This window comes from Paraburkholderia sp. IW21 (assembly GCF_041321145.1).
GTDB lineage: Bacteria > Pseudomonadota > Gammaproteobacteria > Burkholderiales > Burkholderiaceae > Paraburkholderia.
In genome coordinates this window covers 1-17343 of the sequence record NZ_JBGGWA010000002.1, presented here as the reverse complement: position 1 = coordinate 17343, position 17343 = coordinate 1, and the positions used below count along the sequence as shown (strand labels likewise).

The window sequence follows — 17343 nt, the reverse complement described above, 5'->3', positions numbered from 1 at the left end:
CTCGCAGTCGGCCAACGATAGTGGCCCCGTGGAATCCGTGCTCTCGCACATTCGGCGCTAGTGACAAGGGCGTCATACTTCCGGCGGCGCTGCGCGCGCCGAAGAGTAGTTCCAAACCATCGCCTGTTTCGGCGCCGCGCCGAGGCGAAGCCGATGGCCCCCCGTTTTCGAACGAAGCGCCTGTTTTCCCATGCAGACCGGTCCGCGACGCACGCAGTGCGGAGTGGGAGCTAATGAGTCCTTTGTCACTAACGCTTGAGGTGGGAGGGCACGGATTCCACGGGGCCACTACCGTTGGCCGACTGCGGGAGCCGCTTAGCATTAGCGGTTTGAGCTGCTTTCTCTTGCCTACTTCTCTTTGCAGCCGGCAAAGAGAAGTAGGTGCCGCCCCGCACAGGGGCAACGCTAATAGACCACAAACAAATCAAGGAAAGGCCAAAGCCATAAAAAAACCACCCCCAAATACCGCCGCCAAAGGCAAAAAAAATCCCTTAACTATCCTTAGTAATAATCCACTCATGCGCCGGATCATTACGAAAATGCCAAACCCGCTGCCCCCCGGCCATGACATTCAAATAATAAGACTCATACCCATAGGGAACAACCACAGGATGATATCCCCGAGGCACCATCACGACATCGTGATCCTCAACGGCCATCGACTCATCGATATCACGCATATCGGTATACACGCGCTGAAAAGCAAACCCTTGCGGCGGATCGAGCCGATGATAGTAAGTCTCTTCGAGCGAGCTCTCATGAGGCACATTATCGGTATCGTGCTTATGCGGCGGATAGCTTGAGGCATGCCCACCGGGCGTCCGAACCTCAACCACCAGCAAAGACTCCGCAAGCTCAGTCTGCGGAAGAATATCGCATACATATCGCGTATTCAGCCCCTTCCCACGCGTGGAGCGTTTCATCGCCGAAGGCTCAATCAACCTCGCCGGATAGGCGCCCTTGGCAGGCGCACTCGCCACGCCAACCTCAGCATCGCGGCAAGCGCGAACGGTCACCCGAACCCCAGGCGGCAAATACACCGCATACGGCGCAGCATCTTCGAACACGCTATCGCGCGACCCCAGCGAACGCCAGGTAGCGTCAGCGGTTTCAATATCCACCGCGCCCGCGAGCACCACTATGCAAATCTCTCGAGACGGCTCAAACACATGCACAACCTCCTTCGCCTCCAGTCGATAGGCAGCAAATCCCACATACCGCCAGCACGCCGACTCCGGCGTCACCCGCGCGATCGTCTGGCCTTCGCGCTGCGCCTTCACCAATAAACTCATGCTGCCTCCTGCTTAGTCTTGTCACTTGCGTCAAGCGGCGCATCAACCAATGTCCGCAACGTCCTGAATCCTTTCTGTGCATATTCAAACGACGGCGCCACCACCGGGTCCTGTTCCGCCTCGACGACCAGCCAGCCGCGATAGCCGTGCCGCTTCAATCGATCGATGATCGCCGGAAAATTCACCGCGCCGTCGCCGGGCACCGTGAATGCGCCGTTGATCACCGCGTCGAGAAAACTCCAGTTACGATTGCGTGCCAGCTTCATCACCGCCGGCCGAACGTCCTTGCAGTGCACGTGGCACACACGTCCGATATGTTTATCGAGGACCGCAAGCGGGTCGCCGCCCGCAAACGTAATATGCCCGGCGTCGAATAGGAGGCCGACGGCGTCGCTGGTGCGCGACATCAGTTGGTCGACGTCAGCCGGTGTCTCGACATACGCGCCCATGTGATGGTGATAAGCAAGCCGTACGCCGCGGCTCAGCGTATAGCGCGCGAATTCCTCGACGCGCGCCGCATACGCGGCCCACTGCGCTTCGCTGAAAAAGCGCGGCCGTTGATACAGCGGTTGCGGTGCGCCCTGGATCGAATCGGCGACTTCGCCATACACCATCGTCGTCGCGCCGTTCTGGGCGAGCAGGTCGAGATGCGGGCCGACCGAGGCGATTTCCTCTTCCACGCTGCGCCGTGCAAGCCGTCCGGAATACCAGCCGGATACCAAGGCCAGATCGTATTGGGCGAGCAGCGTCTTCAGTGCCTGTGGCTCGCGCGGAAACTTGTTGCCGAGCTCGAAGCCCTGGTAGCCGATCTGGCGTCCTTCTGTGAGCGCGACTTCGAGCGGCGTTTCGCCGCCGAGCGAAGGCAGGTCGTCGTTCATCCACGATAACGGGTTGATGCCGATACGTACGTCGAAAGCAGTCATGCGGGCGTCCTTATTCGTGATCGATGTGACCGGGGCGATCAGTGGGGTCGGCCGCCGCGGCGCGTGCGGTGAGTTGCGCGTCGTATTGCGCACGCGCGGCGCGCACGGTGTCGCGCGCCGATACTTCGGGCACGGCCACTTCCCACCACCAGCCGCCGTCGTCGGTAGTACGGGCAGGGTCGGTGTCGATGCTGATGACGTAAGTGCGGTCGGCGGCGCGCGCGCGTTGCAAGGCAGCTTCAAGTTCGACGATGTTCGCGACGTGCTCGGCCTGCGCACCGAGCGCGCGCGCATGGGCAGCGAAATCGATCCTCGGGGCGCCGAACGGGCCTTGCATGCAGTCGTCGAGCAGGTTGTTGAACGGCGCGCCACCGCAGGCCTGCTGCAAGCGGTTGATGCAGCCGTAGCCGCGATTGTCGAGCACCACGACGATCAGCTTCGCGCCCACCATCACCGAGGTCGCGATCTCGCTGTTCATCATCAGATAGCTGCCGTCGCCGAGCATCACGATCACTTCACGCGCGGGGCGCGCGAGCTTCACGCCGAGGCCGCCGGCGATCTCGTAACCCATGCACGAGTAGCCGTATTCGACGTGATACGCGCCCGGTTTGCCGGCGCGCCACAGTTTATGCAATTCGGCCGGCAAGGTGCCGGCAGCGCAGACCACGATGTCGTCCGTCGCGGACCTCGCCTTCGAGCGCTGCACCGCGCCGATCACGTCGCCTTCATAGGGCAGCACGGTATCGCGTTGCGGTGCATGCGTGAGCGTACTCACGGTATCGCGCCAGCTCGCCGCGAGTTTGTGTGCGCGCGCGGTCCAGGTGCGGTCCGCGTGCCAGCCTTGCAGGGGTTCGGCGAGCGCCTCCAGCGCAAGACGTGCGTCGGCTTCGACGACCAGCGCGCGATGCTTGAGGCCGTCGAACGGATTGGCGTTGATACCGATCACGTCGGCCTGGGTGAACAAGGTGTTCGAGCCGGTGGTGAAATCCTGCAAGCGTGTGCCGATCGCCAGCACGCAGTCGGCATCGTGTGCGAGCGCGTTCGCAGCAGGCGAGCCGGTCACGCCCAACGCGCCGGCGTTCAGCGGATCGTTCCATGCAAGCGAACCTTTGCCGCCCTGCGTTTCCGCCACCGGAATGCCGTGCGCGGTCGCGAAGCGGTGCAGTGCATCGCTCGCGCGGCCATAGAGCACGCCGCCGCCCGCGACGATCAGCGGACGTTTGGCGCGACGCAGACGGACAAAAGCTGCCTCGATGTCTTCGGCACGCGGCGCGGGGGAATGAAACGTGACGACGCGCGGCGCAAAAAAATCAGCAGGGAAATCCCATGCCTGCGCTTGCACGTCCTGCGGCAACGCGAGCGTGACGGGCCCGCACAGGACAGCGTCGGTGAGCACACGCACGGCGCGGGGCAACGCGTTGAGCAACTGCGCCGGATGCACGATGCGGTCGAAGTAGCGCGACACCGGTTTGAACGCATCGTTGGCGGAGACCCCGCCGTCATGGAAATCTTCAACTTGCTGCAACACCGGATCGGGCGCGCGCGAGACGAACACGTCGCCGGGCAACAGCAGCACAGGCAGACGGTTCACATGCGCGAGCGCGGCCGCCGTGATCAGATTGGTGGCGCCCGGTCCGATCGAGGTCGTGACGGCCATCATGCGGCGGCGGAAGTGCGCCTTGGCATAGGCGATCGCGCTATGCGCCATCGCCTGTTCGTTATGGGCGCGCAGTGTGGGCAACGCTTCGCGATGCTGATATAACGCTTCGCCCATGCCGGCCACATTGCCGTGACCGAAGATCGCGAACATGCCGCCAAAGAGCGGCTCGGTGCCATCGTCGTCTTCGGTCGCGACGCGTTGCGCGGCAAGATAGCGAACGAGCGCCTGGGCGGTCGTCAGGCGGAGGGTGCCGCCCGATGGCGCGTGGGCCTGGGTGGCGTCGTTGGCGGACGCCGCATCGTGATGCAATACGTGCTCGTTCATGCCGCCTGCTCCTGATGTGCGTGGCTTCCCGGGGTGGGCTGCGCGGTAGTCGCTCCGCGCGTCGCACGCCATGACGCGATCAGCGTTTCGAACGTACGGCGCACCCGCGCGATCAGTTCGTCGTCGCCGATTTCGCCTGCCAGCCAGGCATGGCTCGGCTCGTGAAAGATCGTGCGGCCCACGGTAAAACCTCGGCACGTTGCCGATTGCGCCGCCGCGCGAAAGCCCTCGTTCAATTGCTCGACACCCGCCGACAAGCCGAGCAGCACCACCCCCCGGCAGTAGGGGTCGCGCTCGGCGATCAGCGCATCGACTGCTTGCCATTGAGCGGCGTCCATTGGTTCGAGCTTCCACCATTCCGGATAGATGCCGATGTTGTACAGGCGCTTCAACGCGCGATACACGACGTCCGGCGCTTGCGGCAGATGCGCGTGCTTTGGCGGGATCACTTCGAGCAGCAATTCATGGCCGCTTGCTTGCGTCGCGTCATAAAGCGTGCGCAACTGGGCTTCCTGTTCGAGACGTTGCTCGACCGGTTCGTCGGGATGGAATTGCACGAGGCACTTGACGACGTGCTCCTGCGGCCACGCGATCAACGATGTGCCGATCGAGCGGCCGTGGTCGAACACGAGCGGCACGGAACCGGGTAGTTCAACAGGTCGGCCGATCCACCAGCCGCGGCCGGTTGCAGCGTTCAACGCATCCTGACCGTAACGGTCGTCGATCAATACGCCGATGCGGCCTTGCAAATCCAGGGTGTTTTCCGTTTGCGCGACGGCTTCGACGAACAAGCCCTTGAGTTGCGCGATGCGCGCTTCGTCGGCGCCAGTTTGCTGCGCGAGTTCGAAGAACTGGTTGCGGTGATCGAACGCGAAGCCGAGCACTTCCTGCCATTGTTTGCGGGCAGGGGAGACGCGATGCAGGCGCGCGAGCGTCGCGTCGCGGTCGGGGCGGCGCATGCGGTGCGGATCGGCTTTTGCTTCGCGCAGGAAGTAGTCGAGTTCGGCGGGCGTCGGCATGGCGGGGGCGCAACCGTGACGCGATACGACCAGCGCGCCGCTCGCGTTCGCGGCACGCGCGCAGGCTTCGAGCGGTTGATCGCGCAACCATCCTGAGAGAAAGCCCGAGGCGAAGGCATCGCCCGCACCGAGCACGTTGAGGACTTCAACTTCTACGCCGCCTTGAATCGGCACATCGTCAAGCGTTGCGGGGACCTTGCCGTCGATAATCTGGCAGCCCATCGGTCCGCGCTTCAGGACGAGCGTCGCCGGTGTCACGGCGCGCACCATCGCGAGCGCGTCGATGAGTTCGGTCTTGCCGCCGGCGATGCGGAATTCCTCTTCAGTGCCGATCACCAGATCGAAAAAAGGCAGAATGCGCTGCAGATGCGCGGTCACGCCTTCGCTGGCGACAAAGCGGGTTTCGCCATCGGCTTTGCCCGTGAGACCCCACAGCACCGGGCGGTAGTCGATATCGAGCACGGTGCGCACCTGGTTGCGCCGTGCGTAATCCAGCGCGCGACGGCTCGTGCGGTTCACCTGCTCGGTCGAAAAGTGCGTGCCGGTGATCAGGAGCGCTTTCGACGATGCGATGTACGTTTCGTCGAAATCCGCTTCATCCACCGCCATATCCGCGCAGTTCTCGCGATAGAAGATCAGCGGAAACGTATCGCGGTCTTTCAAACCCAGCAGAACGAGAGCGGTCAAGCGCTCCTGATCGATGCGTACATGACTGACGTCGCAGCCTTCCTTCGTCAACGTCCCGGTCAGAAACCGGCCCATGTGATCGTTGCCGACGCGCGCCAGCATCGCCGATGCAAGGCCGAGCCGCGCGCAGCCGAACGCGATATTCGCCGACGAACCGCCGAGATACTTCGCGAAGCTCGACACGTCTTCGAGCCGTGCGCCGACTTGCTGCGCGTACAGATCGACAGCGAGGCGGCCAAGGCAGACGATGTCGCGGCTGCGGCCCGGCGCGAAGCGGCTGGCCGTGGCCGCCGAAGCGGACGTGGACCCGCTGCCGTTCGCGACCCCGGTTCCGCTGGATGTGCTGGAATGATCCATGAATGTTCCTGAATGGCTGGGCGCGGCGACCGGCGCGGCAAGCGCCGGAAAAGCCGCGCGAATGAATCAGATCGTCGTGCCTTCGAGTTCACCGATCATCTTCTGCATCTCGGCGCCGCCGGCCATCATGTCGAGCACTTCGTCCTTGCTGATGGTTTCCTTCGTGAACGTGCCGAGCGATTTACCGCGATTGAGCAGCGTGAACGAATCGCCGATCGGATACGCGTGGTGCACGTTGTGCGTGATGAAGATCACCGAGATGCCTTTCGCGCGCGCCGTGTGGATCAGCTTCAGCACATTGAAGCTCTGCTTGACGCCGAGCGCGGCGGTAGGTTCGTCGAGAATCAGTACGCGCGCGCCAAAGTGGATCGCCCGTGCAATCGCGAGACATTGCTTCTCGCCGCCGGACATCGTGCCGATCGGCTGATGCGGGTCGCGCACGTTGATGCCCATTTCCGCGAGTTTGTCGCGGGAGGTGGTGGCGCAGGTTTCCAGGTCCATCACGTTCAGGAAGCCGAAAAATTTTTTCTGCGGCTCGCGGCCCATAAAGAAGTTGCGCGCAACCGACAGCAACGGCACCAGCGCCAGATCCTGATAGACGGTGGCGATACCGAGATCGAGCGCGTCTTTCGGCGACTCGAACAGGACGGGCTGGCCGTCCACGAGATACTGTCCGGACGAGGGCTTGTGCACGCCTGCGAGGGTTTTGATCAGCGTCGATTTGCCCGCGCCGTTGTCGCCGAGCAGGCAGTGCACTTCGCCGCGTTTGAGCCGTAACGTGACGTCGCTTAACGCGATCACATTGCCGAAATAGCGGCTGACCTTTTCCAGCGCGAGAATGGTGTCGTCGCCGGTCGATTGCATGGCGGTCATCATGAACTCCTGTTAGCGGGACGCCGAGACGCGACTGCGCACGTAGTGGTTGAAAAGCACGGCGAACAGCAGCATCACGCCAAGGAAAACGCGGAACCAGTCGGAGTCGACATTCGTGTAGGTGATGCCGATCTGCACGACGCCGAAGATCAGCGCGCCGAAGCAGGCGCCGATCACCGAGCCGTAGCCGCCGGTCAGCAGCGTGCCGCCGATCACCGCCGCGATGATGGCTTCGAATTCGGCCTGCAGGCCGCGGTCGGCCGCGGCCGAGCCGATGTCGCACACTTGCAGCACGGCGAACAGGCACGCACAGAACGCGGTCAGAACGAAGAGCGATATCTTCACGCGCCGCACCGGCACGCCGACGTTCTTCGCTGCATTGGCGTCCCCGCCGACCGCGAAAATCCAGTTGCCGAAGCGGGTCTTGGCGAGTGTGAACGCGCAGACTGCGGCAAGCGCGAACCACCAGAGAAGGACTTTCGGAATGCCCGGCACGAGCGGATTGCCGTTGTCGAGCAGTTTCACGACACCCATGTGGCCTAGCCAGATGAACAGGCCCTTGAACGCGACGCCCTGAAACAAGGTATGGGCGAGCCAGTCGTGGGCGGCAACGTCGCCCACGCCGGAGATGATCGTGCGGTCCGCGAACATGACCGACAGCGCTAGCGTGAGCCCACGCAGGATGAACAGAAACGCCAGCGTCACGATGAACGATGGCAGCCGCGTGCGCATGACCAGGTAGCCGTTGAGCGCGCCGAGCAGCATCGAACCCGCGAACGCAAACACGATCGACAATGCAATCGGCCAATGGAAGTACATGGTGGGCAGCGCGACCATCATCCCCGCAAAGCCGATCATCGAGCCGATCGACAGATCGAATTCGCCGGCGATCATCAGCACGCATGCGCCAACGGCAATCAAGCCGAGATACGCGGCCACCTGCGACCAGTTCATCACGCCGTCGAGGTTGAACATGCCGGAGTTGCCGGCCGCCAACCCAAACACGAGGAACACCATCACGGTGCCGGCCAGGGCGGCGAATTCCGGACGGTTCAGCAGATGCCGGAACCATGATTCCTTGCGTACACGCTCGTCGGACGCCGCGGACGCACCGCTGGACGTCGACGCTGAAGGCGTCTGCGTTCCCGAAGGGGGCTGCTTGCGGTGATGTGAGTGGAAGGGGTTGGCTACGCCCATAAAGCTCTCCTTGATGCGCCGGTGAGTAGCAGCCGTTGGCGGACCGCGTGGCGCGTGATGCACGTAAAACGTGACGAACGCGGGCGTGGGGCGGCCGGGCCGATCGCGGCCGGCCGCATCCACTTTCTTCATATCTGCCGGAACGGTTTGCCCGTGTCCTCACTTCCTGCGAAATGCGTTAGCGGTACTGCCCGGCGTACTTGACGACCTTGTCGATATTGGCCTTGGTGATGAAACCCGGGCCGGAGCCGATATTGCGCGGCCCGTAGGCGGGCGCGAGCCCGTAGGTGGCGAGGCGTTGCTGGAACTTCGGATTCGCCTGCAGGATCTGGCGGATCTTCGCCGGATCGGTGGTGTGTTCCTTTTTCACGATAGCGAGCACGGCGACCGGGATATAGCCTTGGAGGTAGGGTTGCTGGTCGATCGCGAACTGGATCGTGCCATCCTGGATGCCCTTCGCGATGTCACTGTCGAAGTCGAAGGTGGCGAACCAGACCTTGCCGGCGAGGCCCATCTGCTTCAGTGCCTTGATCGTCGGCGCGGCCGACAGCGGGCCGAGCGTGAGCACCGCCTGGGTGTTCGGGTGATTGCGCAGATACGCGCTCACTTTCGATTGCACGCCGGTCGGATCCTGGCCGGCGTCGAGCGTGGCGGCCTTGAAGTCGACGTCGATCGCGTCGGCAAAGCCTCGGCAGCGTTCGAACGAAGCCGGATTGGTCGCGTAATGGTTCACGCACAGGAACGACTTGATGCCCGCTGCCTTCGCCTTTTCACCGGCCGCCTTGCCCGCGGCGTATTCAGGCTGGCCGACGTGCATGATTGCGCCCAACTGCGCGCTTTGCTCCTCGGTACCGGAGTTGATCGTGACGAGCGGGATGTGTTTTTGAGTGACCTTGGCGATCGCACTCTTGAGCACGTCGAAGTCGGCGATCGAGACAATTACGCCGTCGTAGTTGCGCGCGGCGGCCTGTTCGATCAGACGCGCCATGTCGGCGATGTCGCCGTTCGGGGGATTGCGGTAATCGGTCTCGACGTTGAAATCCTCGTCGGCCTGTTTGATGGCGTTCTTGATGGTGTTCCACCACGAATCCGAATCCGGCGCGTGACTGATCAGCACGAAGTGAGCGTCAGCCGCGCGGGCGGCCGACGCCGCACCGAATCCCGTCGCCAACGTCAATGCCGTCACCAGAATCCTGAGCGTAGCCTTGCCCTTGCAAAGTCTCATTGTCTCCACCTTTCTCGGTCTGTCGTTATTGAAGGGAGCGGCGGGCGGGCGGTTGCGCCGGGTGAACGGTCACATGCAGTTGCCGAAGCACCATCGCTCACGACCAAGATTAGGTCATCTTCCGAAGCGTTGCAATTAAAATTTCATGACAAATAAAAATGGAAAATACATTCCATTCGAGGAGAGGCCTGCCTATAATCGGCAGCGTCAGGACGTCGTGCGGCGGCCTTTGAAAGCGTCTCCCGCACTGCAATAAGCAACGAAGAGAGAGCCATGGCGGAAGAGAGCACCGAAGACTTGCCGAGTGTCGAAGAATTGATGCAGCGCATCGCGGAAAACTACGAGGCGTTGCCGCGTCAATTGAAGAATGTCGCGACCTATCTCGAACAACATCGCTCGAGCGTGATGGTGGATCGCACCAGCGATATTGCCGCGAGTTGCGGTGTGCATCCGTCCGCAGTAGTGCGTTTTGCGCAGCGCTTCGGTTTTTCCGGCTTCTCCGATCTGCAGGCGGTGTTTCGTCAGGCTTATACGGGGCAGGGCACTTCGTCGCCGAGTTATCAGCAACGCATTCGCAAGCTGATCGACGAGAAACCCGGCGCGTTGTCCGGGGGCGCGGTCGCGCGTGAATTCATCGCGGCGTCACGGGGCGGCCTCGAAGAACTTGAAGCCGGGCTCGACGACAAGCAGTTCGACGCCGCAGTGAAGATGCTTCAGCAGGCGGACAACATCTATGTGATCGGCGTGCGGCGCTCGTTTCCGGTGGCGAGCTACATTGTCTACGCGTTGCAGCACACGCCCAAGCGCGTGCATCTGGTGTCCGGTTTCGGCGGCATGTACCGCGAGCAGATTCGCAGTGTGAAGAAGGGCGACGTGGTGATCGCAATCAGCTTTGCGCCGTACGGGAAAGAAACGCAGTATTGCCTGCGCGTCGCCCATCATCATCAGGCGAAGACGCTGGTTATTACGGATAGCCAACTTTCGCCGCTCGCGCGCTACGCCACCGCGCAACTGTATGTGAAAGAGGGCAGCGCGTTTGCATTCCGTTCGCTGACCAGCACGATCTGTTTGTGCCAGGCGTTGTTCATCGCGCTCGCGTACAAGCTCGAATTGAACGTGGAAGAATCCAGGGACACGGGAGGATACGATGACTGAGGCGGTCAAGACGATCGACGTAGCGGTATTCGGCGCGGGACGTATCGGCAAGATTCATGCGGCGAATCTCGCACGGCAACCGGGCGTGCGGCTCAAGTATGTGGTCGATGTGAATCGCGAGGCGGCCGCGGCGCTCGCCGCCGAGCATGGCGCGCAAGTTGCGGATATCGAGGGCGCGATGGGCGATGCGTCGATTGGCGCGACGGTGATCTGTTCGAGCACGGACACGCACGCGGATCTGATCATGAAATCGGCTGCGCAGAAGAAGCATGTGTTCTGCGAGAAGCCCGTGGACCTGGCTTTGGAACGCGCGCGAGCCTGCGCGAAAGCGGTGGAGCGTGCCGGCGTGGTCTGCATGATCGGCTTTCAGCGCCGCTTCGACCCGACGTTTTCCGCGTTGAAAGCGCGCATCGATGCGGGCGAGATCGGCACGCCGGAAATGCTGGTGGTGACGAGCCGCGATCCGGGTGCACCGCCGGTCGAGTACATCAAGCACTCGGGCGGCATCTTCAAGGACATGCTGATTCACGACTTCGACATCTTCCGTTGGATTCTCGACGACGAAGCCGACACGCTGCACGCCACCGGCAGTTGTCTTTCAGATCCAGCGATTGCCGAAGCCGGCGATATCGATTCGACTGCGGTCACGATCCGCACGAAGCGCGGGCGCCTCTGCCAGATCAATACCGCGCGGCGTGCGGCCTATGGCTACGACCAGCGCTTCGAAGTGCTCGGCAGCACCGGCATGCTGCAGGCGGGCAATGTGCGGCCTACCGAGGTCACCGCGTATTCGAGAACGGAAGTGTCGAGCGACGTGCCCGAGGCGTTTTTTCTTGAACGCTATCGCGCGGCTTACGCACTGGAAATCGCCCATTTCTTCGACGCGGTCACGCGCGGCAAGCCGGTGCGTACGACCGTCGCCGACGGTCTGAAAGCGCTCGAACTCGCCGAAGCCGCCACCCGCTCGTGGCGTGAGGGCCGCGCCGTGAAACTCGGCGAGGCATCGTGATGAAGGCGGTCGGCGGGCGGCTTCGTTTGGGCGTGGTCGGCTTGGGCCGTTTGGGCAAGCGTCACGCGGAGAATCTGGCGTACCGCGTGCCGGGTGCAGCGCTCGTGGCCGCTTGCAGCCCGCTGGAAGAGGAGCGGGTGTGGGCGCGCGAGGCGTTGCCCGAACCGCGTCTTTACGACGATTATGCGGACCTGCTCGCCGATCGCGAGGTGGACGCGGTGTGGCTCGTCACGCCGTCGTCGTTGCACGCGCAACAGATCGTCGATGCATTGCGCGCCGGCAAACATGTGTTCTGCGAGAAGCCGCTGTCGCTGGATCTCGCGGAGTGCGAGCGCGTATTGGCTGAAGCCGCGCGCTATCCCCATCTGCTGGTGACCATCGGCTTCATGCGCCGTTTCGATCCGAGTTACAAGGATGCGTTCGACAAGATCCAGTCCGGCGCGATCGGCAGACCTTTCCTTGTGCGCTCGCAAACCACCGACAAGAACGACAACGACGGCTTCTTCGTGCGCTTCGCGGCGACCTCCGGCGGCATCTTCCTGGACTGCACCGTGCACGACATCGACGTCGCGCGCTGGCTGCTTGGCAAGCCGCGCGCCAAACGCGTGTTTGCGGCGGGCGCGGTCGCGCTGCACGAAGGTCTGCGGGAATTCGGCGATGTCGATAATGGCGTGGCGATCTGCGAATTCGAAGACGGCAAGCTCGCGATGTTCTACGCATCGCGCACGCAAGCGCACGGCAACGACACGCACAGCGAAGTGATCGGCACGGCCGGGGCGCTTGCGATCGGCCACAATCCGCGGGCGAATCGCGTCGAGATCTACGACGCCTCGGGCATCCGCAACGAATGCACGCCGAGCTTTTTCGATCGGTTCGAAGACGCGTTTCTGCACGAGGCGCGTGCTTTCGTTGCGGCGGTGCAGGGCGGGGCGGCATCGCACGCGCAAACGGGGGCTACGCTAGCCGACGCACTCGAAGCGACGCGGATCGGAATGGCGCTGCGGCAGTCGCTGCAAAGCGGGCAGGCGGTGACGCTGTAGGGCGCTTTATTGCTGCCGGATTGCGATAATCGGCACGACAGCGTCAGGTCGGGCGGCTAAATGACGCCTGCTGTAGAATTTGACCCTCTCCCCGGCGTCGCGAACGACGCCTCATCCCGAAGGTCATCGTCGATGCAAATTCAGGTTCACAAGGAAGTCGATGCGCGCGGGCTGATGTGCCCGCTGCCCATTTTGCGCGCCAAGAAGGCGCTCGCCGACATGGAAAGCGGCCAGATTCTCAAGGTGCTGGCCACCGATCCGGGCTCGCAGCGCGATTTCGCCGCGTTTGCCAAGCAAACCGGCAATGAAATCGTCGAGAGCTCGGCGCACGACAAGGTTTTCACGTTTTTGATGAAACGTCGCTGACGCGCTAGCGCTTAACCTCGCGCCCCTAACCGAGCGACCCCAAAAAAAAGACGCTGTGCCCGCGAATGCGGGCACAGCGTCTTTTTTACGTCCGGCTGATGCTGTCGACTGTCGACCCGGCTAATTCACGCAACGCGCAGCCGTTCAGCCTTCCAGCACCGGCGAACGGGTACGCAGATACTCTTCGAAATCGGCTGCCACTTCCGGGTGACGCAGCGCGAACTCGACCGTCGCCTTCAGGTAACCCAGCTTGCTGCCGCAGTCGAAACGCGTGCCGTGGTACTTGTACGCCAGTACCTGTTCATCGGCGAGGAGCGATTGAATCGCGTCCGTCAGCTGAAATTCGCCGCCTGCGCCCGGCTTCAGCGCGCGCAGATGTTCGAAGATACGCGGTTTCAACACATAGCGGCCCACCACACCGAGATTCGACGGCGCGGCGCTCGGTTCCGGTTTTTCGACGATGCCCGACATCTTGATGATCGAGTCTTCCCACTCCTTGCCGTCGACGATACCGTACGACTTGGTTTCCTGAGTGGGGATCTCTTCGACGCCGATCACCGAGCTGTGATAGTGGTCGAACACCTCGATCATCTGCGTCATGACGGGCGGCGTGCCGTACAGCAAGTCGTCGGCGAGGATGACGGCGAACGGATTGTCGCCCACCAGTTTTTCGGCGCACATCACCGCGTGGCCGAGGCCAAGCGCTTCCGGCTGGCGCACGTAGAAGCAATCGACATGGCTCGGCTTGATGCTGCGTACGAGTTCCAGCAGCTTGTCCTTGCCACGCGCTTCGAGTTCAGCCTCGATTTCGTATGACTTATCGAAATGGTCCTCGATCGCGCGCTTGCTGCGGCCCGTGACGAAGATCATTTCGGTGATGCCGGCCGCCATGGCTTCTTCCACCGCATATTGAATCAGCGGCTTGTCGACGATCGGCAGCATTTCCTTGGGACTTGCCTTCGTGGCAGGGAGGAACCGGGTGCCAAGACCTGCTACCGGAAATACCGCCTTTGTAACTTTTAGCATGTGATTACCCTGAATCCTCTGGTTTAGCTTGAGTCCCTGTCGGCCCGCCATGAGGCTGACATGGAGCGCCGATCAGGCCGGCAAACGGCCCAATTGGGCTTTCAGCTTGCCGATAGTGGTTTCGAATTCTGCCAGCCTTTTCTGCTCCTGCTCAACGACAGCCGGCGGCGCCTTTGCAACAAAGCTTTCATTCTGCAATTTGGCATTGCACTTGACGACTTCCGCGCCGAGTCGCGCGATTTCCTTCGACAGGCGCTCACGCTCCACGGCTACGTCAATCTCCACCTTCAACACCAGCTTGTCATTTCCTACGATAGCAATTGGCGCGCCATCTGCTTGCGCGTCCAGCGTCGCCTCGTCGGCAATGATCTGCACGTCCGACAAACGGGCCAATGCCTGAGCGTACGGAGCAAAGGTGCGCAGACGCTCCGCGTTGCCGGTAGCGAGCAACGGCACCTTGACCGCCGGCGACAGATTCATTTCGCCACGCAGATTCCGGCACGCATCGATCACTGCTTTCAGGTCGGCCGCCCATTGCTCCGCGTCTTCGTCGATCTTCGACGGTTCTGCAACAGGGTAAGGCTGCACCATGATGGACGCTTCACCCTCGGCTTTCCCCTCGGGATAACGACCCGCCAGCGGTGCAACTTTTTGCCACAGCGCCTCGGTGATGAACGGAATCACCGGATGCGCGAGGCGCAACACCGTCTCGAGCACGCGCAGCAGCGTGCGGCGCGTTGCGCGCTGCTGGTTCGGCTGACCCGTCTGGATCTGAACCTTGGCGAGTTCGAGATACCAATCACAGTATTCGTCCCATACGAACTTGTATAGGGCGTTGGCCACATTGTCGAAGCGATAGTCGGCGAAGCCCTTGGCGATTTCCGCTTCCACGCGTTGCAGGCGCGAAACGATCCAGCGGTCGGCCGACGAGAAATTCAGATGGCCGTCCGGGCCGCATTCGCCGCATTGCTCTGGCTTGCCGAAACCGCAATCGTGACCTTCGCAGTTCATCAGCACGAAGCGGGTGGCGTTCCACAGCTTGTTGCAGAAGTTGCGATAGCCTTCACAGCGCGCCAGATCGAAGTTGACGTTGCGGCCGAGCGTGGCCATCGACGCCATCGTGAAGCGCAGCGCGTCCGTGCCGAACGCCGGAATGCCGTCCGGGAATTCCTTGCGGGTTTTCTTTTCGATCGACGCGGCCTGCTTCGGATTCATCAGGCCGGTGGTGCGCTTGGCGACCAGCGCGTCGAGCTCGATACCGTCGACGATATCGATCGGATCGAGCGTGTTGCCCTTGCTCTTCGACATCTTCTGGCCTTCGGCGTCGCGCACGAGACCGTGCACGTAGACCGTGTCGAACGGCACCTTGCCCGTGAAGTGCGTGGTCATCATGACCATGCGCGCGACCCAGAAGAAGATGATGTCGAAACCGGTGACGAGCACCGACGAAGGCATGAAATGCTTCAGCTCCGGCGTTTCGTCGGGCCAGCCGAGCGACGAGAACGGCACCAGCGCCGACGAGAACCACGTGTCGAGCACGTCTTCGTCGCGCTTGAGCGGGCCCGTGTAGCCGGCCTCCGCAGCCTTCTGGCGCGCCTCTTCCTCGGTCTTGGCGACGAAGATTTCACCGTTTTCGCCGTACCACGCCGGGATCTGATGGCCCCACCAGAGTTGGCGCGAGATGCACCAGTCCTGAATGTTTTCGAGCCACTGATAGTACGTGGTGGACCAGTTTTCCGGCACGAACCTGATTTCGCCGCTGCGAACCACGCCCAAGGCCGTTTCCGCGATCGACTTGCCCGGATTGAAGGTGCCTTCCGGCGCCGGCTTGCTCATCGCGACGAACCATTGGTCCGTCAGCATCGGCTCGATCACGACGCCCGTGCGGTCGCCGCGCGGCACCATCAGCTTGTGCGGCTTGACCGATTCGAGCGCGCCGAGCGCCTCGAGGTCGGCGACGACCTGCTTGCGGGCTTCGAAACGGTCCAGGCCGCGATATTTTTCCGGTGCGTTGTCGTTGATCTTCGCGTCGAGCGTGAGGATTTCGATTTGCGGCAGCTTGTGGCGCAGGCCGACCTGATAGTCGTTGAAATCGTGCGCCGGCGTGACTTTGACGACGCCGGTGCCGAATTCGCGGTCGACGTAGTCGTCGGCGATGATCGGAATTTCGCGGCCGGTGAGCGGCAGCGTGACTGTTTTGCCGATCAGGTGCGCGTAGCGTTCGTCTTCCGGGTGAACCATCGCAGCGGTGTCGCCGAGCATGGTTTCCGGGCGCGTGGTGGCGACCGTCAGATGGCCGGAGCCGTCCGTGAGCGGGTACTGGATTTGCCAGAGGTGGCCGTTTTCTTCTTCGCTGACCACTTCGAGGTCGGAGACGGCGGTGAGCAGGACCGGATCCCAGTTCACGAGGCGCTTGCCGCGATAGATCAGGCCCTGTTCATACAGGCGGACGAATACGTCGCGCACGGCGGCCGACATTTTGTCGTCCATCGTGAAGTATTCGCGCGACCAGTCGATCGACGCGCCCAGGCGGCGCACCTGATTCGTGATGGTCGAGCCGGATTGCTGCTTCCATTCCCAGACGCGTTCGGTGAACTTTTCGCGGCCGAGATCGTGGCGCGACACGCCTTGGGCGTCCAGTTGGCGCTCGACGACGATTTGCGTGGCGATGCCCGCGTGGTCCGTACCCGGCACCCACAGGGTGTTTTCGCCGAGCATGCGGTGATAGCGGGTGAGGCCGTCCATGATCGTCTGGTTGAACGCATGGCCCATGTGGAGGGTGCCCGTGACGTTCGGCGGCGGCAACTGGATCGAGAAGTCTTTCTTGTTCTCGTCGAAGGTAGGCGCCGCGTGGGCGCGCTTTTCCCATTCGGGGCCCCAGTGGGCTTCAATGGTGTGCGGCTCGAAGCTTTTGGCAAGGGTGGAGAGGGTGTCGCTCGGGGTGTCGCTCATTTGTCGATCTGCTGGTGAATGCGAATAATGCTCGATTATAAGCGGCGCTGCGCGCGGGGGCTTTGGGGGTTGGTTTTTTGCCTGCTCGGCGCTTGTTGTCTGGTTGCCTGTGGCTTTGGCCTTTCCTTGAATTGTTAGTGGTCTATTGGCGTTGCCCCTGTGCGGGGCGGCACTTACTTCTCTTTGCCGGCTGCAAAGAGAAGTAAGCAAGAGAAAGCAGCTCAAACCGCTAATGCTA

At 62.2% G+C, this 17343-nt stretch carries 13 protein-coding genes; 4 read left to right on the top strand and 9 right to left on the bottom strand.

All coding sequences use genetic code 11. The features are described 5' to 3' along the window. Nucleotides 1-491: 491 nt before the first annotated feature. The 7 genes from iolB to ACAX43_RS03840 form a co-directional block, all read right to left on the bottom strand. Nucleotides 492-1292, bottom strand: coding sequence for a 5-deoxy-glucuronate isomerase (gene iolB / locus ACAX43_RS03870; protein ID WP_370707116.1), 801 nt, complete (start codon nucleotides 1290-1292; stop codon nucleotides 492-494). Next, entirely contained in the window at nucleotides 1289-2215 is a 927-nt protein-coding gene (gene iolE, locus ACAX43_RS03865; protein ID WP_370707115.1) for a myo-inosose-2 dehydratase, read from the bottom strand. The genes iolB and iolE overlap by 4 nt, the downstream gene beginning before the upstream one ends. 10 nt (nucleotides 2216-2225) lie before the next feature. Beyond that, nucleotides 2226-4199 (bottom strand): 3D-(3,5/4)-trihydroxycyclohexane-1,2-dione acylhydrolase (decyclizing), encoded by a 1974-nt coding sequence (gene iolD, locus ACAX43_RS03860; RefSeq protein ID WP_370707114.1) that lies wholly within the window; start codon nucleotides 4197-4199, stop codon nucleotides 2226-2228. Continuing rightward, nucleotides 4196-6262: a 5-dehydro-2-deoxygluconokinase gene (gene iolC, locus ACAX43_RS03855; RefSeq protein WP_370707113.1), complete on the bottom strand. Its 2067-nt coding sequence runs from the start codon at nucleotides 6260-6262 to the stop codon at nucleotides 4196-4198. The genes iolD and iolC overlap by 4 nt, the downstream gene beginning before the upstream one ends. A 66-nt stretch (nucleotides 6263-6328) precedes the next feature. Then, a complete protein-coding gene (locus tag ACAX43_RS03850; protein ID WP_370707720.1) occupies nucleotides 6329-7126 on the bottom strand; it encodes an ATP-binding cassette domain-containing protein in 798 nt (265 codons plus the stop codon). Nucleotides 7127-7147: 21 nt separating this feature from the next. Further along, nucleotides 7148-8332, bottom strand: coding sequence for an ABC transporter permease (locus ACAX43_RS03845; protein ID WP_370707719.1), 1185 nt, complete (start codon nucleotides 8330-8332; stop codon nucleotides 7148-7150). 178 nt (nucleotides 8333-8510) lie between these two features. Next, nucleotides 8511-9557 (bottom strand): sugar ABC transporter substrate-binding protein, encoded by a 1047-nt coding sequence (locus tag ACAX43_RS03840; protein ID WP_370707112.1) that lies wholly within the window; start codon nucleotides 9555-9557, stop codon nucleotides 8511-8513. Nucleotides 9558-9830: 273 nt separating this feature from the next. Here ACAX43_RS03840 and ACAX43_RS03835 point away from each other — a divergent pair, with 273 nt between their 5' ends. The 4 genes from ACAX43_RS03835 (at nucleotide 9831) to ACAX43_RS03820 (ending at nucleotide 13127) form a co-directional block, all read left to right on the top strand. Continuing rightward, nucleotides 9831-10712 carry a MurR/RpiR family transcriptional regulator gene (locus ACAX43_RS03835; protein ID WP_370707111.1) on the top strand — a complete coding sequence of 294 codons (882 nt, stop codon included), beginning with the start codon at nucleotides 9831-9833 and terminating at the stop codon, nucleotides 10710-10712. Beyond that, on the top strand, nucleotides 10705-11721 hold the full coding sequence (gene iolG / locus ACAX43_RS03830) for an inositol 2-dehydrogenase (RefSeq protein ID WP_370707110.1): 1017 nt from the start codon (nucleotides 10705-10707) through the stop codon (nucleotides 11719-11721). The genes ACAX43_RS03835 and iolG overlap by 8 nt, the downstream gene beginning before the upstream one ends. Then, nucleotides 11721-12761 carry a Gfo/Idh/MocA family oxidoreductase gene (locus ACAX43_RS03825; protein ID WP_370707718.1) on the top strand — a complete coding sequence of 347 codons (1041 nt, stop codon included), beginning with the start codon at nucleotides 11721-11723 and terminating at the stop codon, nucleotides 12759-12761. Before iolG ends, ACAX43_RS03825 begins: the two co-directional genes overlap by 1 nt. Nucleotides 12762-12899: 138 nt before the next feature. Further along, entirely contained in the window at nucleotides 12900-13127 is a 228-nt protein-coding gene (locus ACAX43_RS03820; protein WP_025600552.1) for a sulfurtransferase TusA family protein, read from the top strand. Nucleotides 13128-13271: 144 nt separating this feature from the next. Here ACAX43_RS03820 and galU read toward each other — a convergent pair whose 3' ends face one another. Further along, a complete protein-coding gene (gene galU / locus ACAX43_RS03815; protein WP_370707109.1) occupies nucleotides 13272-14153 on the bottom strand; it encodes a UTP--glucose-1-phosphate uridylyltransferase GalU in 882 nt (293 codons plus the stop codon). Nucleotides 14154-14225: 72 nt separating this feature from the next. Further along, nucleotides 14226-17105, bottom strand: a complete 2880-nt coding sequence (locus tag ACAX43_RS03810) for a valine--tRNA ligase (RefSeq protein ID WP_370707108.1) — start codon at nucleotides 17103-17105, stop codon at nucleotides 14226-14228. Nucleotides 17106-17343 lie beyond the last annotated feature (238 nt).